This is a genomic window from Vibrio sp. Isolate22, from assembly GCF_022398115.1.
Classification (GTDB): domain Bacteria; phylum Pseudomonadota; class Gammaproteobacteria; order Enterobacterales; family Vibrionaceae; genus Vibrio.
In genome coordinates this window covers 158,394-181,430 of sequence record NZ_JAKEUW010000002.1, presented here as the reverse complement: position 1 = coordinate 181,430, position 23,037 = coordinate 158,394, and the positions used below count along the sequence as shown (strand labels likewise).

Annotated in this window: 21 protein-coding genes and 1 pseudogene; 12 read left to right on the top strand and 10 right to left on the bottom strand. The window is 45.1% G+C overall.

Going from position 1 to position 23,037, the window contains the following annotated elements:
* Positions 1 to 52: 52 nt before the first annotated feature.
* The 3 genes from gshA to luxS are packed head-to-tail and all read left to right on the top strand — an operon-like array spanning position 53 to position 2,825.
* Positions 53 to 1,621, top strand: a complete 1,569-nt coding sequence (gene gshA / locus L1D55_RS02265) for a glutamate--cysteine ligase (RefSeq protein ID WP_239916389.1) — start codon at positions 53 to 55, stop codon at positions 1,619 to 1,621.
* 10 nt (positions 1,622 to 1,631) lie between these two features.
* Positions 1,632 to 2,282, top strand: a complete 651-nt coding sequence (locus tag L1D55_RS02260; protein WP_239916388.1) for a hypothetical protein — start codon at positions 1,632 to 1,634, stop codon at positions 2,280 to 2,282.
* Positions 2,283 to 2,306: 24 nt separating this feature from the next.
* Positions 2,307 to 2,825: an S-ribosylhomocysteine lyase gene (gene luxS, locus L1D55_RS02255; protein WP_008221069.1), complete on the top strand. Its 519-nt coding sequence runs from the start codon at positions 2,307 to 2,309 to the stop codon at positions 2,823 to 2,825.
* 109 nt (positions 2,826 to 2,934) lie between these two features.
* On the opposite strand, the gene L1D55_RS02250 is transcribed toward luxS, so the two are convergent.
* Positions 2,935 to 4,206 carry a CNNM domain-containing protein gene (locus L1D55_RS02250; protein WP_239916387.1) on the bottom strand — a complete coding sequence of 424 codons (1,272 nt, stop codon included), beginning with the start codon at positions 4,204 to 4,206 and terminating at the stop codon, positions 2,935 to 2,937.
* Positions 4,207 to 4,333: 127 nt separating this feature from the next.
* Positions 4,334 to 5,128 carry an inner membrane protein YpjD gene (locus tag L1D55_RS02245; protein WP_128162581.1) on the bottom strand — a complete coding sequence of 265 codons (795 nt, stop codon included), beginning with the start codon at positions 5,126 to 5,128 and terminating at the stop codon, positions 4,334 to 4,336.
* Positions 5,129 to 5,328: 200 nt separating this feature from the next.
* On the opposite strand from L1D55_RS02245, the gene ffh reads away from it, so the two are divergent.
* The 5 genes from ffh to rplS all read left to right on the top strand — a co-directional run bounded on the left by ffh (position 5,329) and on the right by rplS (position 8,942).
* Entirely contained in the window at positions 5,329 to 6,714 is a 1,386-nt protein-coding gene (gene ffh, locus L1D55_RS02240) for a signal recognition particle protein (protein WP_239916386.1), read from the top strand.
* A 219-nt stretch (positions 6,715 to 6,933) separates the two neighbouring features.
* Positions 6,934 to 7,182 (top strand): 30S ribosomal protein S16, encoded by a 249-nt coding sequence (gene rpsP, locus L1D55_RS02235; protein ID WP_004410028.1) that lies wholly within the window; start codon positions 6,934 to 6,936, stop codon positions 7,180 to 7,182.
* Between the two features lie 24 nt (positions 7,183 to 7,206).
* Positions 7,207 to 7,761, top strand: a complete 555-nt coding sequence (gene rimM / locus L1D55_RS02230) for a ribosome maturation factor RimM (RefSeq protein WP_032554095.1) — start codon at positions 7,207 to 7,209, stop codon at positions 7,759 to 7,761.
* Between the two features lie 27 nt (positions 7,762 to 7,788).
* Positions 7,789 to 8,529, top strand: coding sequence for a tRNA (guanosine(37)-N1)-methyltransferase TrmD (gene trmD, locus L1D55_RS02225; RefSeq protein WP_061032468.1), 741 nt, complete (start codon positions 7,789 to 7,791; stop codon positions 8,527 to 8,529).
* Between the two features lie 59 nt (positions 8,530 to 8,588).
* Positions 8,589 to 8,942: a 50S ribosomal protein L19 gene (rplS, locus tag L1D55_RS02220; protein ID WP_004738151.1), complete on the top strand. Its 354-nt coding sequence runs from the start codon at positions 8,589 to 8,591 to the stop codon at positions 8,940 to 8,942.
* A gap of 400 nt (positions 8,943 to 9,342) precedes the next feature.
* On the opposite strand, the gene yacG is transcribed toward rplS, so the two are convergent.
* The 8 genes from yacG to nadC all read right to left on the bottom strand — a co-directional run bounded on the left by yacG (position 9,343) and on the right by nadC (position 16,441).
* Positions 9,343 to 9,540 carry a DNA gyrase inhibitor YacG gene (gene yacG / locus L1D55_RS02215; RefSeq protein WP_004738153.1) on the bottom strand — a complete coding sequence of 66 codons (198 nt, stop codon included), beginning with the start codon at positions 9,538 to 9,540 and terminating at the stop codon, positions 9,343 to 9,345.
* A gap of 79 nt (positions 9,541 to 9,619) precedes the next feature.
* Entirely contained in the window at positions 9,620 to 10,360 is a 741-nt protein-coding gene (gene zapD, locus L1D55_RS02210; protein WP_061032469.1) for a cell division protein ZapD, read from the bottom strand.
* Between the two features lie 26 nt (positions 10,361 to 10,386).
* Positions 10,387 to 11,001 (bottom strand): dephospho-CoA kinase, encoded by a 615-nt coding sequence (gene coaE, locus L1D55_RS02205; RefSeq protein WP_239916385.1) that lies wholly within the window; start codon positions 10,999 to 11,001, stop codon positions 10,387 to 10,389.
* 2 nt (positions 11,002 to 11,003) lie between these two features.
* Positions 11,004 to 11,873, bottom strand: coding sequence for an A24 family peptidase (locus L1D55_RS02200; protein WP_239916384.1), 870 nt, complete (start codon positions 11,871 to 11,873; stop codon positions 11,004 to 11,006).
* Positions 11,874 to 11,939: 66 nt separating this feature from the next.
* Positions 11,940 to 13,169, bottom strand: coding sequence for a type II secretion system F family protein (locus L1D55_RS02195; RefSeq protein ID WP_239916383.1), 1,230 nt, complete (start codon positions 13,167 to 13,169; stop codon positions 11,940 to 11,942).
* Between the two features lie 15 nt (positions 13,170 to 13,184).
* Positions 13,185 to 14,870 carry a type IV-A pilus assembly ATPase PilB gene (pilB, locus tag L1D55_RS02190; protein ID WP_239916382.1) on the bottom strand — a complete coding sequence of 562 codons (1,686 nt, stop codon included), beginning with the start codon at positions 14,868 to 14,870 and terminating at the stop codon, positions 13,185 to 13,187.
* Positions 14,871 to 15,296 carry a pilin gene (locus L1D55_RS02185; RefSeq protein ID WP_239916381.1) on the bottom strand — a complete coding sequence of 142 codons (426 nt, stop codon included), beginning with the start codon at positions 15,294 to 15,296 and terminating at the stop codon, positions 14,871 to 14,873.
* Positions 15,297 to 15,550: 254 nt separating this feature from the next.
* Positions 15,551 to 16,441 carry a carboxylating nicotinate-nucleotide diphosphorylase gene (nadC, locus tag L1D55_RS02180; RefSeq protein ID WP_004738163.1) on the bottom strand — a complete coding sequence of 297 codons (891 nt, stop codon included), beginning with the start codon at positions 16,439 to 16,441 and terminating at the stop codon, positions 15,551 to 15,553.
* 83 nt (positions 16,442 to 16,524) lie between these two features.
* On the opposite strand from nadC, the pseudogene ampD reads away from it, so the two are divergent.
* The 4 genes and pseudogenes from ampD (at position 16,525) to aceF (ending at position 23,022) form a co-directional block, all read left to right on the top strand.
* A pseudogene (gene ampD / locus L1D55_RS02175) lies at positions 16,525 to 17,125 on the top strand (1,6-anhydro-N-acetylmuramyl-L-alanine amidase AmpD).
* A 483-nt stretch (positions 17,126 to 17,608) separates the two neighbouring features.
* The gene (gene pdhR, locus L1D55_RS02170; protein ID WP_004738167.1) at positions 17,609 to 18,370 is read left to right on the top strand and encodes a pyruvate dehydrogenase complex transcriptional repressor PdhR; all 762 of its coding nucleotides are present in this window, start codon (positions 17,609 to 17,611) and stop codon (positions 18,368 to 18,370) included.
* A 62-nt stretch (positions 18,371 to 18,432) separates the two neighbouring features.
* Positions 18,433 to 21,096, top strand: coding sequence for a pyruvate dehydrogenase (acetyl-transferring), homodimeric type (gene aceE, locus L1D55_RS02165; RefSeq protein ID WP_128159451.1), 2,664 nt, complete (start codon positions 18,433 to 18,435; stop codon positions 21,094 to 21,096).
* A gap of 30 nt (positions 21,097 to 21,126) precedes the next feature.
* Positions 21,127 to 23,022 carry a pyruvate dehydrogenase complex dihydrolipoyllysine-residue acetyltransferase gene (gene aceF, locus L1D55_RS02160; RefSeq protein ID WP_239916380.1) on the top strand — a complete coding sequence of 632 codons (1,896 nt, stop codon included), beginning with the start codon at positions 21,127 to 21,129 and terminating at the stop codon, positions 23,020 to 23,022.
* Positions 23,023 to 23,037: the final 15 nt, after the last annotated feature.

Sequence of the window (23,037 nt, the reverse complement as noted above, 5' to 3'; positions counted from 1 at the left end):
CCTAATTTATGATAGTTCTAATCAGAACGATATAAGATAAGTGAACTGAATTTTGACTGATTTTGCTGCGCGACTAAAGCAAGTTGCAACCAACCCTAAGACCTTCTCTCAATTTGGTCGTGGCGTTGAAAGGGAAACATTACGCTACACGGAAGATGGGCACCTTGCTACTGGGCCGCACCCTAAGGCTTTAGGTTCTGCGTTGATGAACGAGTGGGTAACAACTGATTTCTCTGAGTCGTTACTGGAATTTATCACACCTGTTTCAAATGACGTTCCTACTCTTTTGAATCAGTTGTCTGATATTCATCATTTCACACAAACTAAGTTAGACGGTGAAAAACTGTGGCCGCTCTCTATGCCTTGTTATGTTGGTAGCGAAGACTACATTCAGCTTGCGCAATACGGCACATCTAACAACGGTAAAATGAAAACATTATATCGTGAGGGCCTAAAACGCCGTTACGGTAGCTTGATGCAGATTATCTCTGGTGTTCACTTTAACTTTTCTTTCCCTGAAAGCTTCTGGGATAGCTTGTTTGGTGAACAAACAGAACAAGAGCGTAGTGACGCAAAATCAGATACTTACTTCGGTTTGATCCGTAACTACTACCGTTTTGGTTGGTTAATCCCATATTTCTTCGGTGCTTCGCCAGCATTGTGTTCATCTTTCATCAAAGGAAGAGAAACGAACCTACCTTTTGAAAAGGTTGGCGAGACACTGTATCTACCAAAAGCAACGGCGCTTCGTCTGAGTGATCTTGGTTACACTAACAGTGCGCAAAGCGTATTGAAGATTGGCTTTAACAGCCTAGAGCAGTACCTTGAAGGCTTGAATCAAGCGATTCGTACTCCATCAGAAGAGTTTGCTGAAATTGGCGTTAAGGTTGATGGCGAATATCGTCAGCTTAATAGCAACGTACTACAAATTGAGAATGAGCTTTACGTACCTATCCGTCCTAAGCGTGTGGCTAAGAGTGGTGAGAAACCATCTGAAGCGCTGGCTCGTGGCGGTGTTGAGTACATCGAGGTTCGCTCTCTAGACGTAAACCCATTCAGCTCAATCGGTATCACTGAGCAACAAGTTCGCTTCTTAGATCTATTCCTAACGTGGAGTGTGTTAACTGACTCTGCTGAGATGGATAACTGTGAGCTTGAATGCTGGCGCGATAACTGGAACAAGGTGATCCTAGAAGGTCGTCAAGTTGGTCTAGAACTGCAAATTGGTTGTCACGGTGAGCGCTTATCTCTGCAAGATTGGGCGAAGCGCGTGTTCAAAGATCTACGCTCAATTGCTGAGATGATGGATGCTGAACAAGGCAGTCAAGCTTATCAAGAAACCTGCGATACGCTTGAAGCCTGGATTGATAACCCAGAGCTAACTATTTCTGGCCAATTGCTAGAAGAGACTAAAAAGTTAGGTGGCTTAGGTAAAGTTGGTTGTGCGCTAGGTAAAACGTACGCACAACAGCACAAAGCACACCAATATAAAGTGTATTCAGCTGAGCTGATGGAAGCAGAGGTTCAACGCTCTGTGATTGCTCAGCAACAAAGTGAAGAAGCGAGCACTCAAGATTTTGACAGCTTCTTAGCGGATTATTTTTCGTATTTAAAAGCATAGCGAGACGTTGGTGGAAAGGAAGCAAGCCTTATTAGGTAAGCCTACTCGTGCGAGTAGTAAATGGTTACCTGTAGTCACTGTCGGTGTTGTCTCTAGCCTTTTGGTTGGTTGTGCAACACCACCGCCGAAACAGCAAGACAACCTATGTAGCATCTTCAGAGAGCATCCATCATGGTACGAAGATGCCTTAGATATGCAAGAAGAGTGGGGTACTCCCATCAACGTAGCTATGGCTTTTGTTAAGCAAGAGAGTAGCTTCCGTCATGATGCGCGCCCGCCAAAAGATTACATCCTTGGGTTTATTCCTTGGGGCCGTGTAAGCAGCGCTTATGGCTATGCTCAAGCTCAGGACCCGGCTTGGGAAGACTTCCAAAAATCGACCAACAATGGTGGCTCGAGAACCAACTTTGATGATGCGCTGATGTTTATAGGCTGGTACACCAGTGAAACGCGTCGTCAACTCGGTATCTCGCTATGGGACCCATATAACCAGTACTTGGCTTACCATGAAGGTCGTGGTGGTTATAAGCGTAAATCGTATAACAGCAAACCATCTTTAATTAAGGTGGCTCGTAAAGTCGAACAGCAAGCAAAAGATTATGGCTGGCAACTGAAACAGTGCCGCAAAGAACTAGAAGACAATCGAAGTTGGTTTTTCTAAAGCCAACCGTCACGGAGAATAGCAATGCCTTTATTAGATAGTTTTACTGTAGATCACACTCGTATGAACGCACCAGCAGTTCGTGTTGCGAAAACAATGCAAACTCCAAAAGGAGATACCATCACGGTATTTGACCTGCGTTTTACGGCACCAAACAAAGATATCCTATCTGAGAAAGGTATCCACACTCTAGAGCATCTATACGCTGGTTTCATGCGTGCTCAACTGAACGGTTCAGATGTAGAGATCATCGATATTTCACCTATGGGCTGTCGTACAGGTTTCTACATGAGCCTGATTGGCACACCTTCAGAGCAGCAAGTTGCTGATGCTTGGTTGGCGGCAATGCAAGACGTGCTGAAAGTTGAGAGCCAGAATAAGATCCCTGAGCTGAACGAATACCAGTGTGGTACAGCAGCAATGCACTCTTTAGACGAAGCGAAAGAGATCGCGAATGCCATCATCGCTGCTGGTATCTCAGTAAACAAGAACGACGAGCTAGCACTGCCAGAGTCTATGCTTAAAGAGCTTAAAGTCGATTAATCATTTGAGTTGATTCTCGATGAGTAAGATATAAAAAGGCCCGGTTCATTGAATCGGGCCTTTCTGTTTTCTCACTAAGCAGGTCAACAGCGAGTACTATCTGAACCTGTTATCCATTTACGATCTGTGGAAACACACGTACTAGCTTGATGCGGTTCTCTTCAAGTTCCACTATTTCCATTGGGTGGTTGGCAACCTGAACACTCAAATGGCTTTCTGGAATGTCTTCCAGATGTTCTAGTATCAAACCATTCAACGTTCTTGGGCCATCAGTTGGGAGTGCCCACTGCAATCCTTTGTTGATGTCACGGATGTTTGCACTGCCTTCAATGAGGAAGCTACCATCGCTCTGTGGTGTGATTTCGTCAGATAAACTTGGTGCAATTGAAGTAGTAAACTCACCGACAATCTCTTCTAGAATATCTTCTAATGTAACCAAGCCATTGATATCACCGTACTCATCAACGATTAGACCGATGCGCTGTTTGTTGCGTTGGAATTTTAGTAGTTGAATATTGAGTGGTGTTGCTTCAGGGATGAAGTAGATTTCGTCTGCGGCACGCAGCAGAGTCTCTTTGTTGAACTCGTTCTTTTCAAGCATCAAGCGATACGCTTCGCGAAGCCTCAGCATGCCAACCACTTCATCAATTTGGTCACGATAAAGAACAACTCGACCATGAGGGGAGTGGGTCAGTTGGCGGACGATGGATTTCCAATCATCATTAATGTCGATACCGGTAATCTCGTTACGAGGCACCATGATGTCGTTCACGGTAACGTGCTCTAAATCTAGAATAGACACCAACATATCTTGGTGACGTTGAGGTATCAGATTACCCGCTTCATTAACTACAGTTCTCAGCTCTTCAGAACTTAAATGATCGGTCGCGTCGTGGCTGGCTTTGACACCCAGAATACGAATAAAGCCGTTGGTAATGAAGTTCACTAATATCACCAGTGGTGACAGTACCTTCATCAAAATCATTAGTAAGATGCTACTGGCGTAAGAGACACGTTCAGGAAACAGAGAGGCGATGGTTTTTGGTGTTACCTCGGCGAATACGAGGATCACGAGTGTCAGGGTACCGGTTGCGACAGCCACACCGATGTCCCCGTAGATACGCATACCAAGAATGGTTGCGATCGCAGAAGCGAGAATGTTGACAAGGTTGTTACCGATGAGAATGAGGCCTATCAACCTGTCGGGGCGGCTCAGAAGTTTTTCTACACGTTTTGCACCTTTATGACCCGTGTTGGCCAAGTGCTTTAAACGGTAGCGGTTCAAGGACATCATGCCCGTTTCGGAACCAGAGAAATAACCAGAAATTACAATGAGACACGCGAGTAGCGCAAATAAGATACCCGTTGATATGTCGTCCAAAACTATTCTTTTCCTATTTGTGTATCTTGATTAATTTATGACCGAACATGGTCGAGATGTCAATTGAATCTATCTGACTCAATATTTTAAAGGCAAGGTATGCCTGACCTTGCCTTTAATTTGGGTGTTATCTCAGGATGATTTCCTGAACGAAGCGACTACCGAAGTAGGCTAATGTGAGCATGCTGGCACCAGCAAGGGCGAACCAAGTCACCTTCTGACCACGCCAACCTTTTTGGTAATGACCCCACAGAAGAATGGAGTAGATAATCCAAGCAATAAAAGACAACACGGCTTTGTGTGCTTTACCTTGAGCAAACATGTCTTGTACGAAGATGAAGCCAGTCAGCAAGGTACCCGTTAATAAGCCATTACCGATTAGGATGATCTTGAAAAGTTGTCTTTCGACCATCATTAATGGAGGTAGGTTAGGGTTGATAACCAGTGCTTTCTTCTTTTTAAGTTTGTGATCTAGCCACGCAAGCTGTAGTGCGTATAGAGCACCAATAGTGAGCGTCGCGTAAGAGAACAGTGCCAAAGAGATGTGCATCAGCAGTTTTGGATCATTCTCTAAATGTTTGATGAAGGTACTTGGAAGAAAAGTTGCCGCCATCAAATTCAGTGCTGCAAAGCTATAAACGACAGGAAGAATGAACCACAGTCGGGTTTTGAGCATAGCACCGCTCATCACTAGGGAAATGATTAAACTGATCAGTGAAGCAACGTTTAAGATACTGAGGTTTTGACCACTGGCATTAAAGATTAAATCGCCAAGCAACCAAGCATGGAAAGCTAGAGCAAGTAATGCGCTGATAAACACCGTTTTTACACGGATTCCTGTTTGGTGCACGAGACCTGGAATGATCGTGGAAATCGCCATTGTATAAAGAAAGGCTGCTGCGATCGCAATAAGACTGTCCATGGTATCCATTAAAATGATTACTAATTGGCGAATTATACCTTGCATCGCTCTTTGGGGCTATGGTGAACCTCACTCAATTCCAAGTGAACACCGTCTCACGTCACAAGCGTGGATGATTAACGCTCTACAACGGGTATGACTCTAATCCACGCTAATGTATACTCAACTTAATAGTCGCAGGATTGAGCGAAGAGAAAACTATGTTTGATAATTTAACGGATCGTCTATCCAAAACGCTGAAGAATATCAGCGGTAAAGGTCGTCTGACCGAAGACAATATTAAAGATACGCTACGTGAAGTGCGTATGGCACTTCTTGAAGCTGACGTGGCACTGCCAGTTGTTCGCGATTTTGTTAAGCGCGTAAAAGAAGGCGCTGTGGGTGTTGAGGTTTCTAAATCTCTAACGCCTGGCCAAGAATTCATTAAGATCGTTCAAGCTGAACTTGAAGCGGTAATGGGTGAGTCTAACGAAGCACTTAACCTAGCAGCGCAACCGCCAGCGGTTATCTTAATGGCTGGTCTACAAGGTGCGGGTAAAACCACATCGGTAGGTAAGCTATCTAAGTTGCTGACAGAGCGTGACAAGAAGAAAGTATTGGTTGTGTCTGCCGACGTTTACCGTCCTGCGGCGATCAAACAACTTGAAACGTTAGCTAGCGATGTTGGCGTTGACTTCTTCCCATCTTCGGCTGACCAGAAGCCGATTGATATTGCTAACGCTGCAATCGACCACGCGAAGAAGAAATTCTACGACGTGTTGCTTGTCGATACCGCAGGTCGTTTAGCGATTGATGAAGAGATGATGGGCGAGATCCAAGAGCTTCATACTGCAATCAACCCAGTAGAAACTCTATTCGTTGTTGATGCTATGACAGGTCAAGATGCGGCGAATACGGCAAAAGCCTTTGGTGATGCTCTTCCACTAACCGGTGTTATCTTAACGAAAGTTGATGGTGATGCGCGTGGTGGTGCAGCGCTGTCCGTTCGTCATATCACAGGTAAGCCAATCAAATTCTTAGGTGTTGGTGAGAAAACTGACGCACTAGAACCATTCCACCCTGATCGTGTTGCTTCTCGAATCTTAGGTATGGGTGACGTTCTGTCGCTTATTGAAGACCTACAGAAAAACGTTGATACCGAGAAAGCAGAGAAACTGGCTAAGAAGTTCAAAGAGAAGAAAGGTTTTGATCTTGAAGACTTCCGTGAACAGCTAGGTCAGATGCAAAACATGGGCGGTATGATGGGCATGATGGATAAGCTTCCAGGTATGTCTCAGCTACCAGACAACGTGAAAGATAAAGTTGATGACAAGATGTTTAAGCAGATGGAAGCGATCATCAACTCTATGACCATGAAAGAGCGTCAACGTCCTGAGCTAATTAAAGGCTCGCGTAAAAAACGTATTGCCGCAGGTTCTGGTACACAAGTACAAGATGTAAACCGCATGCTTAAGCAGTTCACCCAAATGCAGAAGATGATGAAGAAAATGCAGAAAGGTGGGATGAAAGGCATGATGCGTAACATGCAAGGTATGATGGGTGGCATAGGTGGTATGGGCGGCGGCTTCAACCCGTTCGGCCGATAATCGCCTAATGTAACCTGCAGCACCTTTACTTTTCATAGTGTTATCTGTGTCACAGAAAGAATACAGGCACTATGTTGGTGAAAAAATAGCTAAACCCCTTGCATTGCCCCGGAATAAGAGTAAAATTCCGGGGCTTTAATTTGGCACGAGACCCCAAGCTGTTTAGTGATAAATGGTTATTGGGGTTAATTATTTTATTAAGAAAGCAAAGAGGACGACATGGTAACCATTCGTTTGGCACGTCACGGCGCTAAGAAGCGTCCATTCTATCAAATCGTAGTTGCGGATAGCCGTAACGCTGCAACTGGCCGTTTCATCGAGAAAGTAGGTTTCTTTAACCCTACTGCTCAAGGTCAAGAAGAAGGTCTACGTCTAGACCTAGATCGCGTTAACCACTGGGTTGGTCAAGGCGCATCTTTATCTGATCGTGTAGCTAAGCTAGTTAAAGACGCTCAAAAAGCGGCTTAATTCTTTTTTAAAGAGAAATAGCTTATGTCGATGAAGGGTAAAGAAACGATGAGCAAGCAAGACGAAAAAATTGTTATGGGCAAGTTTGGTGCTACCTATGGCATTCGTGGCTGGCTTAAAGTTTTTTCCTACACAGACAACGCTGAAAGCATATTTGATTACTCTCCTTGGTACGTTAACCAAAAGGGGAAGTGGGTTGAATTCAAAGTAGAAAGCTGGAAGCGCCATAACAAAGGTATGGTGTGTAAGCTGGAAGGTTTTGAGGTTCGCGAGGACGCTCATTTACTGACTAACTTTGAAATCGCAATAGACCCTGCTTCATTACCTGAATTGTCAGAAGAGGAATTCTACTGGCGTGAATTGTTTGGTATGCAAGTTGTAACCACTAAAGGTTACGATCTAGGTGTCGTTACCGACATGCTAGAAACTGGCTCAAACGATGTTCTAGTAATCAAAGCAAATCTTAAGGATGCTTTCGGACAAAAGGAACGGTTAGTACCGTACCTTGAAGAGCAAGTGATCAAGAAAGTTGATCGCGAAGCTCAACGGATCGAAGTTGACTGGGATCCTGGATTCTAACTTTAGAATCATAGAGCGAGAGAACACATGTGGGTTGGCGTAATTAGCCTATTTCCTGAAATGTTCCGTTCAGTTACTGATTTTGGAGTAACGGGTCAAGCGGTAAAGAAAGGTCTTTTATCTATTGAGACATGGAACCCTCGCGATTTCACTCATGATAAACATCGCACTGTTGATGACAGACCTTACGGTGGTGGTCCTGGCATGTTAATGATGGTTCAGCCTTTGCGCGACGCTATCCAAACTGCCAAACAAGCATCACCGGGAAAGACGAAAGTTATCTACCTTTCACCTCAAGGTCGTAAACTCGACCAGAAAGGTGTTGAAGAGCTGGCAACAAATGAGAATTTACTTCTTATTTGTGGTCGCTACGAAGGGGTAGATGAGCGCATCATTCAATCTGAAGTCGACGAAGAATGGTCGATTGGAGATTTTGTGATGACGGGTGGTGAACTGCCAGCCATGACACTGATTGATTCAGTCTCTCGGTTTGTACCGGGTGTACTTGGAGATTTCGCTTCAGCAGAAGAAGATTCTTTTGCAAATGGTTTGCTAGATTGCCCTCACTATACGCGCCCAGAGGTGCTAGACGACAAAGAGGTGCCTTCGGTACTCAAGTCTGGAAACCATAAGGACATTCGTCGCTGGCGATTAAAACAATCGTTGGGCCGAACTTGGCTAAGAAGACCAGAACTCCTGGAAAACCTAGCTCTGACTGACGAACAGGAACAATTACTGGCTGAATTCATTAAAGAGCAACGCTCTTAACGAAAAGCAAGCAGTAACCTATTAAATTTAGTATCAGTTTATTCTAGGAATTTATACAAATGAGCAACATCATTAAGGCTCTTGAAGAAGAGCAACTAAAATCAGACCTTCCTAAATTCGCACCAGGTGACACTGTTGTAGTTCAGGTTAAGGTAAAAGAAGGTGACCGTGAGCGTCTACAGGCTTTCGAAGGCGTAGTAATCGCTATTCGTAACCGTGGTCTTCACTCTGCATTCACAGTTCGTAAGATCTCGAACGGTGAAGGTGTAGAGCGTGCGTTCCAAACTCACTCTCCAATGGTTGATAGCATCGAAGTTAAACGCCGTGGTGCAGTACGTCGTGCCAAGTTGTACTACCTACGTGAGCGTTCTGGTAAGTCTGCTCGTATTAAAGAGAAGCTTGCTAAGAAGTAATTCTTTTTGCATTCTATCGATAAAAGCGGAGCCATTTGGCTCCGCTTTTTTGTGTCTGCTATTTAGAGCTTTGAAAGTAAGAGATCCCCAACTCGTTCGTCCCTCACTCTTGAGGGTGATGGGGAGGTTTGAGTTACTGAGTTAGTGAATGAAACTAGAGGAACTGATACTAGGACTACTTTGGCCGTCATTCCCTAGACTGACGAAGGAAGGAGTAGGGAATCTCTTTTAGCAAATACCAAACAATCGGCAATAAAAAAGGATTGACGCAAACGCCAACCCTTCAATCATTTTTCCGAATCTCGAATCTCGAATCTCGAATCTCGAATCTCGAATCTCGAATCTCGAATCTCGAATCTCGAATCTCGAATCTCGAATCTCGAATCTCGAATCTCGAATCTTAGTACTGGTCTTCTGACCAACCATCGCTATCAGACATATCTGGTGCGCCAGCGATGCTGTTCTCTTCGTCTGCCCATTCACCGAAATCAATCATCTGACATTGCTTGCTGCAAAACGGACGGTGTGGGCTCTGTTCACCCCACTCAACATCAGTCTGACATTGTGGGCATTTAACGATGGTGATTTTGTTCGACATAGTGATTCTTAATTAGAGGGGTAATAAAACTGAGTTTAGGCTCAAGTGACAACTCAAGCCAAACGCTAAAGGGAATTAATTAGGTGCAGATAGCCAGCTCAAATTCGATATCTTGAGTACAGGCTTGGCCTGTTTCAAAACTCATGAACTTAACAGCAAAGCGGTTTTTGTGCCCTGAGATCATCGGGTAGGCACCGTATTGCATCGGAATGGATAGGCGAAGGATATTCGCTTCTTCAGCATCGCTCTGGAAGAAGCCAGCACGAGCGATTTGCTCTTTGAAGTGGCCTGTCTCTCGAGTTAGCTTTAACCATAGCGTTAGCGCTTCATATAGAGGCTGTAGGCTATCCATCCATGCTTTGGCATCCCTCATTCTCTTATCAAGAGGGAGGTGTAACCAATAATGCAGTGCCGGTAAGTCAAAGCAGCACGAACCGCCTGGCAGATTAAAACGCTGGCGAATTGCACTTAGAAAGCGGTCTTCCTTAAGTGATTGGCCAAAACGCTCCGCGTGCATTAAATCACGATAGATGTTGCCAATGTCATTGAGCAGTGACGTAAGCATCTCTTGATCGACACCTTCAACGTCTAACCAGCTCTTGTAGGTTACACGTTGCTTCTCAAGATCTTTTGCAAGTTCGCTCTTGAGTTGGATCTGTTCGAAGATTTCAATCAGATCAAAGATAGAGCGGAAAAAGAGTTGATACTGTTGAGCATCGGAAAATGTAGAAGACAGGTGTAGCTGCCTCAAGAGCGATTCCACTCTTAGGTAGATGCGTGTTTTCTCATTTAGAGGATGTTCAAATTTGTGGGTGATCATCGAGCAAGCCTTCATTCAACATAGTTCTATTCTGACCCATCTACTGTACTGATTGCCAGATACTTTTTATGTAAATCTGTGATTTGCGGCAAAAGTTCTTGGTTTTTAGTATGGTTTTTAATCACGTCATCTGCAACTGCCAAACGTTGTTCTCTTGAAGCTTGTGATTTCAAAATTGATGCAACTTGTTCCCTAGAAACATTGTCTCGGTTCATCGTTCGTTCAATCTGCACTTCTGTAGGCACATCAACAATTAATACGCGATCCGTCATGCCTTGCATCTGGTTTTCAACCAATAGAGGTGCGACTAATAAACCATAGGGAGAGGTGACTTTAGACAGGTCACTGTCAATTTTGTCAAGGATCATGGGATGAAGAAGATCATTGAGCCATTGCTTTTGATCTGGGTCTGAGAAGATCAGCTCGCGTAGCTTAGCTCGATTGAGCGTGCCATCTTCAAGTAATATAGCCTCGCCAAAGTGTTTGGTAATCTGCTTTAGCCCTTCACTACCCAGAGCGACCACTTCACGTGCCACGATATCGGCGTCGACAATGTCAATGCCAAAGTGTTCCTTGAATAGGTTAGCGACAGTCGTTTTACCACTGGCGATACCGCCACTTAATCCGATAATGATTGCCATGGTTACATTCCTAGTACTGAAGTGAAATACCAACCCATGATGTCGTTGCCCCACATCAAACTCACCCAGCCAGCAATCGCAAGGTAAGGGCCGAATGGGAAGGCTTTATCGATGCCTTGCTGTTTCAAACGTAGCTGAATCAACCCAAACACTAGGCCAACAAGAGAAGACAACAGGATGATCATTGGAAGGTGCTGCCAACCAAGCCATGCACCAAGTGCGGCTAGTAACTTGAAGTCACCGTAACCCATGCCTTCTTTGCCTGTCAGCAGTTTAAAAAGCCAGTACACTGACCATAACGCGAGGTAACCAGCCATGGCGCCTACTACGGAGTCTTGAAGCGATACTGGGCTGATATTAAATAAGGCTAAAGTGATACCAGACCAAACTAACGGTAAGGTAATTTGGTCGGGCAATAGCATGGTGTCGAGGTCAATGAAAGTGGCGGTAATTAGTGCAAAGGTAAAAAATATCAATGCAATAGCGTAAAAACTGAAACCAAAGTGGCTTGCGACAACTGTGCAAAGTATTGCAGTCAGCAGTTCAACCAAAGGGTAGCGAATGCTGATCGGTGTGGCACAACTGTGACACTTGCCCTTCAAGAATAACCAGCTTAACACTGGGATATTGTCGATGATTCTTAATTGAGTGCTGCATTTAGGGCACGTAGAGCGAGGAACACTGAGGTTGAATTTTCCTTCTGGCGCGGGAATTTTATATTGGGAGAAATACTCCGAGCACTCTTGTTGCCATTCACGTTCCATCATAATTGGCAAACGATGTATGACGACGTTAAGGAAGCTGCCAATCAGAAGACTAAAAATGAATGCTAATACGGGGAATAGCCAAGGATAGTAGTGAAATACTTCCATAGTGTCCTTTACCACTTAATCAAGGTGAGTAGAGATTTCTGCTCATGGGTGTTTAGTTGCTTTCGGCTATCCTAACACACTCATAAGATTAAAGATCGGTAAGTACATCGCAACCACAAGGCCACCCACGACAGATCCCAAAAACACAATGATCAGCGGCTCTAATATTTTGCCTAAATTGTCGACGGTATTGTCTACTTCAAATTCATAAATTGAGGCGACTTTGTTGAGCATTTCATCAAGGTTTCCCGACTCTTCGCCAATCATCACCATCTGCAACATCATCTCGGGGAACGTATTGGTATTGCGCATGGCAATATACATAGGGATGCCCGCAGCGGTTTCACGATGTACTTCGATAATTGCGGATTCATAGTGCAGGTTGCCTGCAGTTTTAGCCGTGGTTTTTAAACTCATGAGAATGGGGATACCAGAACCGAAACTGGTTGATAGTGTTCGACTGAACTTGGCGATGGAGGCTTTGGCCATGACACCGCCTAGAATTGGAAACCTTAATCCTAAGCGGCTGGTAGATAATCGAATCGAGTAAGAACGCTGGCAGAGTTGATAGATAACTAAGGCTGCCAACCCAGCACCTAAAAATGTATAAAAGCTGTATGTCTGCATCCAATGCGAAAGCTCCAGTACTTGCTGAGTAAACCAAGGGAGATCGGTACCAAAGCCTGAAAACATCGACTCAAACTCAGGAATCACCATGGTCAGCATTAAATAAGAGACAGTTAGTGCGACAGTGACCACCATTGCAGGATAGATGAGCGCTTTAATGACCTTAGACTTGAGCTGTTCACTCTTCTCACGATATGTCGCTAGGCGTTCAAAGACTTGCGCAAGGTTACCCGAGAGTTCACCCGTTGCGACTAAATCGGTATAGAGATCATCAAAGTGACGACTCGCGGTTCGCATCGCTTTGGAGATAGGTGTACCAGCTTCAACACCCTTACAGATGTGTGACAGAATAGATTTCATTTCAGCTTTGCGATGGTTATCTGAGACCAATTTTATGGCCTGCACAATTGGGACTCCGGTTCCTAGCATGGTGGCTAGCTGGCGGGTCAATACGGTTATATCCCTAGATTTAACTCTATGAGTTAAACGCGTCAGTGCCGAAATACTTTTCTTTTTGATTTTCTTTATCTGGATATGCTGATCTTTGAGCTTTTCACGCACCTCTAATTCAGTAAGCGCTAAGGTTTGCCCTGATACTTTTTTGCCAGAGCTATTGATGCCTTTCCAGTGATAACTTTTTAATTGCGATTGCTTAGGTTTACTGATCATTGAAGCTCCGATGGACTATAGGTAAAGAACACGTTGCAGTTCTTGATAGCTGGTGGTGCCTTCGAGTAGCTTGTCCAATCCTGACTCTTGCAGTGTGCGCATCCCTTCTCGGCGAGCGAGGTCTTCAATCTCCAGTGCATTCGGTTTGCTGATAAGGCTATTTTTGAGTTTGTCGGTGAATGGCATCACTTCATAAATACCGACACGCCCTGAGTAGCCTTGATTGCACTCGTTACACCCTTGTGGGTTAGCCTTGTAAATGGTTTTGCTATTTGGGATTGAGTGACGCAGAAAGATGTCTGGAGAGTCGTCAACGGTTTTGCACTGTTTGCACAAGCGTCTTGCTAGTCGTTGGGCAATGATTAAGCTCAATGATGAGGCTAGATTAAAGGGCTCAATCCCCATGTGAGCGAGTCGGGTCACCGTTTCTGCCGCAGAGTTGGTATGAAGAGTCGAAAGCACCAAGTGACCGGTTTGTGAGGCTTTGATAGCGATCTCTGCAGTTTCTAAATCTCGAATCTCACCGACCATCACCACATCGGGATCTTGTCGTAAAAACGATCGCAGGGCTTCAGCGAATCCGAAACCGATCTTTGGCGTGACCTGTACTTGATTGATACCACACAGGTTAATCTCTACCGGGTCCTCTGCTGTAGAGATATTACGTTCTGTGGTGTTCAACACTCGAAGACCGGTATAAAGCGAGACGGTTTTTCCGCTGCCAGTAGGGCCTGTCATTAAGATCATTCCTTGCGGACGTTTGAGTGCATTCAGGTAGAGGGCTTTTTGATCGTCGCTGTAACCGAGCTTGTCGATATCGAGATTAGCCGCGCTGCTATCAAGCAGCCGCAGTACGATCTTCTCGCCCCACAAGGTTGGCAATGTGGAGACGCGCATGTCTATCGCTAACTCATCATTCAGGCGAAGTTTTATTCGTCCGTCTTGAGGTAAGCGACGCTCGGCAATATCTAATTTGGCGAGAATTTTTAAACGTGCGGATAAACGACGGCTTAAATGAGAAGCGGGTTGCTGGATTTCAACCAATATACCGTCACAACGCAGACGAACACGGTAGTGCTCTTCGTAAGGTTCAAAATGGATATCGGACGCGCCTTTACGTACCGCATCGAGCAGTATCTGGTTGATAAAACGGCTAACCGGAGAGTCGTCTTGGCTGAGGTCTTCAATCGACGCGAGCTCGTCGTCAGACACTTCAACCAGGTTAGCTAGCTCATCTTGGGTGATCTCTTTACGCTTAGAGTCTTGCCCCGAAATAGAGCGGCCGTACAACTTACGTATCGCACCTTCCAGCTCAGAATAATTGGCGACTGCCAGCTCTATCTGCAACCCGGTTGCAAAGCGAAAATCATCTTCAGCCTGTAAGTCCGTAGGGTCCGCTGAAGCAAGTGTGAGCGTCGAGTTAGAGACTGAGATCGGGATAGTACGGTATTTAGTGATCAGTTCACGTAGCCCTAGTTGATCGCATAAGGGTTCATAATCTGTGCTGTCTAGTTGAACTAACGGTAGGCCGAAGATGGCTTGTATATTGTTTGCTAGCGAGTCGCCTGTGAAGAGATCAAGAACAAGCAAAGCTTCAGGAGTTGAAATTCCTGAAGCTTGTACATGTTCCGCCACGGCTTGTTCTTGAGTCAGGCTGAGTAAATCAGCCTGACGTAGAATTGTAGGAAGGTTGGTTAGCATTTATGAGCAACTATCAATTGTCGGTAAATTGCTTACACCTCCTGATGTTACTGCACATGTCCAGCCTGTCGATGTTCTTGAGTATGTAATGTATGCATTTGAGATTGCGCTTTTTGAACCGAATAAAAACTTAATATCGTTATCGGCAGGGACACTAATAGTTCCTAGTACGTTGGAACCTGCTGATATGCCTAGGGTATCTACTGCCGTATTAGCCGCTAACTTTCCACTTTCTTGATAGGTTAGTTCGGCTGGTGTCAGTAGGGCTTTCATTGTTGCTAGAGCTGATGCTACTTCACTTTTCGCAACATAATCTTTATACGCAGGTACAGCAATCGCAGACAATACACCAATAATCGCCACCACAATCATCAATTCAATCAGCGTGAAACCTTTCTGATTTGTTCTTTTGTTCTTGTTATTCATTCTTTTCATTCCATTCTTTAGTTTGTTTCAGTGCAAGCACAAGATGGTAGAGAGAATAGAAGTCGAGATAGGGAAGTGGAATGGTGTTCAGGTGCGGTCGCGAGTGGTTTTGAATTTATTGAATTGCTGTTGCATATAGCGCGCAAATTTATGCGATCGACTTAAATAACGGTTTGAAATACTGATAATTAAGGCAATAAAAAAGGCACTGTCATCAACAGTGCCTTTATAGAAACTATTTACTATTCAGTAAATTACGCTTTGAATCTCATTGATAGATCCATTGCTTTCAGGTGCTTAGTTAGTGCACCGACAGAGATGTAGTCGACACCTGTTTCAGCGAACTCAGCGATGGTGTCTAGTGTCACGTTACCAGAGTTTTCTAGTGCAGCACGGCCTGCATTGATCTTCACTGCTTCACGCATCATGTCAGTGGTGAAGTTGTCTAGCATGATGATGTCTGCGCCCGCGTTGATAGCTTGCTCTAGCTCTTCTAGGCTTTCAGTTTCAACTTCAACTGGCTTACCTGGGTTAAGCTCTTTTGCTGTTGAGATAGCTTTTTCAATGCCGCCACATGCGATGATGTGGTTTTCTTTGATTAAGTAGGCATCGAAAACACCGATACGGTGGTTGAAACCGCCACCACAAGCTACAGCGTATTTTAGTGCACTACGCAGGCCAGGGATGGTTTTACGAGTATCTAGCAGACGGCACTCAGTGTGTTTGATTTTGTCAGCATAGATAGCGGTTGCTGTCGCACAGCCAGATAGCGTTTGAATGAAGTTCATTGCGTTACGCTCACCAGTTAATAGTGCGCGCGCTGGACCGGTTAGGGTACAAAGCGTTTGGTTTGGTTCAACCTTATCGCCATCTTCTACGTTCCACTCGATAGTCACTTCGCCGCCTAGCTGCTTAAACACCTCATCAGCCCATGCTTTACCACAGAATACGCCGTGCTCACGAGTGATGATGGTTGCGCTGTTGATAGCGTCAGCTGGGATTAGACTTGCCGTAATATCAGCCGCTGGATCTAACGTACCGCCAAGGTCTTCTTTGATTGTTTCTGCGACTGCACGAGTGATCTCGAGAGGCAGTTGCTCTTTTAAGTAGTCAAGGCGTTGGTGGCTGTTATGTGTGTTTTTCATCGCAAATCTAATCTTGAAAGGGAGTGGGAATGGAATGATACTCTTGCTTAACTTCAAATTAAAGAGGCTAGCGCGACTGCTCTATGGGCAAGGTCACAATCTACCGCGCTAGCAAAAAAAGAAAGCGAGACCAAGATGACGATCTGCTCCAAAGGATGGTACGAAAACGCTCGGCATGTTCCTTCCCCGTATTTTGATGCAAGACCTAGTGTCGATGATATCTCTCTGCTGGTGGTCCACAATATTAGCCTACCACCGGGGCAATTTGGTGGGCCTTATATCGAGCAGTTCTTTACAGGTAATCTCGAACCAGCGGAACACCCGTTTTTCAAAGTGATTCATCAAATGGGTGTATCGGCTCACTGCTTGATTCGCCGTGATGGTGAAGTGGTGCAGTTCGTTTCTTTCCTCGATAGGGCTTGGCATGCCGGCCAATCGAGCTTTGCCGGTCGTGAAAGGTGTAATGATTACTCTATTGGCATTGAATTAGAGGGTAGCGACTTTGTTGCCTATACCGAGCAGCAGTATCGCGCCTTGACTGAGCTAACTGAAACGCTGGTATCAAGCTTTCCTCAGATCACTAAGGAACGTATCACTGGCCATCAATACATAGCACCTTTACGCAAAACTGACCCTGGTTTGGTCTTTGATTGGATAAAATTTAAAGGCAAATTGCGCTTCTAATTCCTCATATTCTTCATGGCTCTGCCAATTACAGAGCCTTGCTTAATCAACGCTTAGCATAACCACTTGTGAATTTTTGTTGTTGCAATGTAAAGAAAGTGGTTGGCGGGCGGGCGTCAATAAATCGAGAGTGTGACGAGCTTATCAAACACCTAGATATTAAAGCTTGTGAACAGAATTTCCCTCCCAAATGTGCGCTTGGTTCGATTTTTGACCGACTTAGGCTAATCTTTCTGAAACAATTCATTTTTATCCTGAAACTTTCTAGCACGAATACTCCCCAAAAGTATTAGCGCTGTAAATGGTAAGACCAATTTGGTTGCTGTTTTAAATTTCATTTGTTAAATCGTGGTTAATTCACACTGCGTTCTATGATGCAGGTCAATTTTACGCTGGACAGTGGCGTTTTAATTATGTTAATTTCTGCCCAACTTAAAATTGGTATTACCAATTGTCAGCGAAGAAAAAGAAGAACAACAAACTATGGCTTATCAAAGGATTCGTCAGCCAAAACTCTCCGATGTAATCGAACAAGAGTTAGAAAGGTTGATTGTGGAAGGAACACTGGCTCCAGGGCAGCAGTTGCCGCCTGAGCGCGAACTGGCGAAACAGTTCGATGTGTCTCGTCCTTCAATCCGAGAAGCGATACAACGTTTAGAAGCAAAACGCTTGCTTACTCGCCGTCAAGGTGGAGGTACGTTTGTTAGCGAAAATATCTGGAAAAGCTTTTCAGATCCTTTGCTTAATTTGTTGTCATCCCATTCTGAAACCCAACTAGACTTGTTGGAATCGCGTCATGCGATGGAAGGGATTTCGGCTTACTTCGCGGCATTGCGTGGCACTGATGAAGACTTTGCTCGTATTCAAGCATGCCAAGAAAAAATTCACGGCGCGCAAGATAAGGGTGATATTGAAGCCGAATCTGCAGCGGTGATGGCTTTCCTTATTGCTTTAACAGAGGCAGCACACAATGTGGTGTTATTGCACATTGTTCGTAGCTTGGCTCCGTTACTCGAACAAAACGTCTTGGAAAATTTAAAGCTGTTGCATCGTCGTAAAGACGTTGTGGAGAAAGTGAGTATACATCGAGCTAATATCGTAGATGCGATCGTTTCTGGCCAGCCTGAGAAGGCGCGTGAAATGTCACACTCTCATTTAGCTTACATCGAAGAAACATTGCTGGATTTGACGAAGGAAGAATCGCGCCGCGAACGTTCTCTACGTCGAATTCAACAGGGTAAATAGCCGTAATACTTCGGCTTTTTACGTGTTTAGTAGAATCCAACTAACAAAAAGGATAGATCGCCATGTCTGACATGAAGCATGACGTTGATGCTCTGGAAACTCAAGATTGGTTAGAAGCTCTTGAGTCAGTAGTACGTGAAGAAGGTGTAGAACGTGCACAGTTTTTACTAGAACAAGTTCTAGATAAAGCGCGTTTAGATGGCGTTGATATGGCTACAGGTATCAACACAAACTACATCAACACAATTCCAGCAGCGCAAGAGCCAGCTTACCCTGGTGACGTAACTCTTGAGCGTCGTATTCGTTCGATTATTCGCTGGAACGCAATCATGATCGTATTGCGTGCTTCTAAGAAAGACCTAGACCTAGGTGGTCACATGGCTTCTTACCAGTCAGCAGCAGCGTTCTACGAAGTTTGTTTCAACCACTTCTTCCGTGCTCCAAACGAGACGGACGGTGGCGATCTAGTTTACTACCAAGGTCACATCTCTCCTGGTATCTACTCTCGTGCATTCGTTGAAGGTCGTCTAACTGAAGAGCAGCTAGATAACTTCCGTCAAGAAGTTGATGGTAAAGGTATCCCTTCTTACCCGCACCCTAAACTAATGCCTGAATTCTGGCAGTTCCCTACGGTATCTATGGGTCTAGGTCCTATCTCTGCGATCTACCAAGCTCGTTTCCTTAAGTACCTAGAAGGCCGTGGTCTTAAAGATACTTCTGCTCAACGTGTATACGCTTTCCTAGGCGACGGTGAGATGGATGAGCCAGAATCACGTGGTGCTATCTCTTTCGCTGCGCGTGAGAAGCTAGACAACCTATGTTTCCTAATCAACTGTAACCTACAGCGTCTAGACGGCCCTGTAATGGGTAACGGTAGCATCATCCAAGAACTTGAAGGCCTATTCAAAGGTGCAGGTTGGAACGTTGTTAAAGTTATCTGGGGTAGCAACTGGGATTCTCTACTAGCTAAAGACACTACTGGTAAGCTTCTTCAACTAATGAACGAAACTATCGATGGTGACTACCAGACATTCAAATCTAAAGATGGCGCATACGTACGTGAGCACTTCTTTGGTAAGTACCCAGAAACAGCTGCACTAGTTGCAGACATGACTGATGACCAAATCTTCGAACTGAAGCGTGGTGGTCACGATTCTTCTAAACTGTTCGCTGCATTCAACAATGCAAAAGAGACAGGTGGCAAGCCAACAGTAATCCTAGCTAAGACAGTTAAAGGTTACGGCATGGGTGAAGCTGCAGAAGGTAAGAACATCGCACACGGTGTTAAGAAGATGGACATGACTCACGTACAATACCTACGTGACCGTCTAGGCCTACAAGACATCCTTTCTGATGAGAAAGTGTCTGAGCTTCCTTACCTGAAACTGGAAGAAGGTTCTGCTGAATACGAATACCTACATGCTCGTCGTAAAGCTCTACAAGGTTACACGCCAGCACGTCTGCCAAAATTCACTCAAGAATTCAAAGTACCAGAGCTAGAAGAGTTTGCTCCTCTACTAGGTGCACAGAAGCGTGAAATTTCAACGACTATGGCTTACGTACGTACGCTAAACATCCTACTGAAAGACAAGAACATCGGTAAGAACATCGTTCCTATCATCTGTGATGAAGCTCGTACATTCGGTATGGAAGGTCTATTCCGTCAGGTTGGTATCTACAACCCACACGGTCAAGAATACACACCTGAAGATAAAGGCATCGTTTCTTACTACAAAGAAGCTACATCTGGCCAAGTTCTTCAAGAAGGTATCAACGAGCTAGGTTCTATGGCTTCATGGGTTGCAGCGGCAACTTCATACAGCACGAACGACCTACCAATGATCCCGTTCTACATCTACTACTCTATGTTCGGTTTCCAACGTATTGGCGACATGGCATGGCTAGCAGGTGACCAACAAGCTCGTGGCTTCCTACTAGGTGCTACAGCCGGTCGTACAACACTGAACGGTGAAGGTCTACAGCACGAAGATGGTCACTCGCACATCCAAGCGAACACTATCCCGAACTGTATCTCTTACGACCCAACATTCGCTTACGAGCTAGCAGTAATCATGCAAGACGGTATCCGTCGCATGTACGGTCCTGAGCAAGAGAACGTTTACTACTACCTAACAGTAATGAACGAGAACTACGCAATGCCAGCAATGCCAGAAGGCGCTGAAGAAGGTATCCGTAAGGGTATCTACAAGCTTGAGTCTCACGAAGGTGCTAAGGGCAAAGTTCAACTAATGAGCTCTGGTACTATCATGAACGAAGCGCGTAAAGCTGCAGTAATTCTAAGCGAAGAGTACGGCATCGCATCTGACGTGTTCTCTGTAACATCGTTCAATGAACTAACTCGTGACGGCCAAGCGGTAGAGCGTGACAACATGCTTCACCCAGAAGCTGAAGAGAAAGTACCGTACATCACAACTGTACTTGGTAAAGAACCTGCAATCGCAGTGACTGACTACATGAAGAACTACGCTGAGCAAGTACGTGCTTACATGCCAAGCGAGTCTTACAAAGTACTTGGTACTGATGGTTTCGGCCGCTCTGACAGCCGTGCAAACCTACGTCGTCACTTCGAAGTTAACGCTGGCTACATCGTAGTTGCAGCTCTAACTGAACTGGCTAAACGTGGTGATATCGAGAAATCTGTAGTTGTTGAAGCAATTGCTAAATTCGATATCGACACTGAAAAAACAAACCCACAATACGCTTAATACAGCGCTTAACTAGAAGGTAAATAAGCAATGGCAATCGAAATTAATGTACCTGACATCGGTGCGGATGAGGTTGAAGTTACTGAGATTCTTGTAAGCGTTGGCGACAAGGTTGAAGAAGAACAGTCTCTGATCACTGTTGAAGGCGACAAAGCTTCTATGGAAGTTCCAGCGTCTCAAGCAGGTATCGTTAAAGAAATCAAAGTAGCTGAAGGCGATTCAGTTTCTACTGGTTCTCTAATCATGATTTTCGAAGCCGAGGGTGCAGCTGAAGCTGCACCTGCTCCAGCAGCAGAGGCAGCTCCAGTAGCTGCTCCTGCAGCGGCAGCAGCGGCAGAACTGAAAGAAGTTCACGTTCCAGATATCGGTGGCGACGAAGTAGAAGTTACTGAGATCATGGTTGCTATCGGTGCTTCAGTAGAAGAAGAGCAATCTCTTCTAACTGTTGAAGGTGACAAGGCTTCAATGGAAGTTCCTGCACCATTCGCTGGTATCGTTAAAGAAATCAAGATCGCTTCTGGTGACTCAGTTTCTACTGGTTCTCTAGTAATGGTATTCGAAGTTGCTGGTTCAGCACCTGCAGCAGCTCCTGCTCCAGCGGTGGCAGCACCAGTTGCAGCGGCTCCAGCAGCATCAGCTGAAAAAGAAGTAAACGTTCCAGACATCGGCGGTGACGAAGTAGAAGTTACTGAAGTAATGGTAGCGGTTGGCGATACAGTAGAAGAAGAGCAATCTCTAATTACTGTTGAAGGCGACAAAGCTTCAATGGAAGTTCCTGCACCATTCGCTGGTACAGTAAAAGAGATCAAGATTGCAGCTGGCGACAAAGTGTCAACTGGCTCTCTAATCATGACTTTCGTTGTTGAAGGCGCAGCTCCTGCTCCTGTTGCAGCACCTGCACAAGCAGCAGCTCCAGCGGCGGCACCTGCACCTAAAGCTGAAGCTCCAGCGGCAGCAGCTCCTGCAGCAACAGACGACTTCCAAGAAAACGGTGAGTACGCACACGCGTCTCCAGTTGTACGTCGTCTAGCTCGTGAGTTCGGTGTAAACCTAGCGAAAGTTAAAGGTACTGGTCGTAAGAGCCGTGTACTAAAAGAAGACGTTCAGTCTTACGTTAAAGATGCACTTAAGCGTCTAGAGTCTGGTGCTGCAGCATCTGGCAAAGGCGGTGACGGCTCTGCTCTTGGTCTACTACCATGGCCAAAAGTTGACTTCAGCAAGTTCGGCGAAACTGAAGTTCAGAAGCTTTCTAAGATCAAGAAGATCTCTGGTGCAAACCTACACCGTAACTGGGTAATGATCCCTCACGTTACACAGTGGGATAACGCAGACATCACTGAGCTAGAAGCATTCCGTAAAGAGCAGAACGCAATCGAAGCTAAGAAAGACACTGGCATGAAGATCACTCCTCTTGTGTTCATCATGAAAGCTGTTGCTAAAGCACTAGAAGCGTTCCCAGCGTTTAACTCTTCTCTTTCTGAAGATGGCGAAAGCATCATTCTTAAGAAGTACGTAAACGTAGGTATCGCAGTAGATACTCCAAACGGTCTAGTTGTTCCTGTATTCAAAGACGTGAACAAGAAAGGCATCTACGAGCTATCTGAAGAGCTAATGGTTGTGTCTAAGAAGGCACGTGCTGGTAAGCTAACTACAGCTGACATGCAAGGCGGTTGTTTCACAATCTCTAGCCTTGGTGGTATCGGCGGTACTGCATTTACGCCAATCGTAAACGCTCCAGAAGTAGGTATCCTAGGTGTATCTAAGTCTGAAATGAAGCCAGTGTGGAACGGTAAAGAGTTCGAACCACGCCTACAACTTCCACTATCTCTATCATACGACCACCGTGTGATCGATGGTGCTGAAGGTGCACGCTTCATTACTTTCCTAAACAGCGCACTATCTGACATTCGTCGTCTAGTACTGTAATTGAGAAAGTAAATA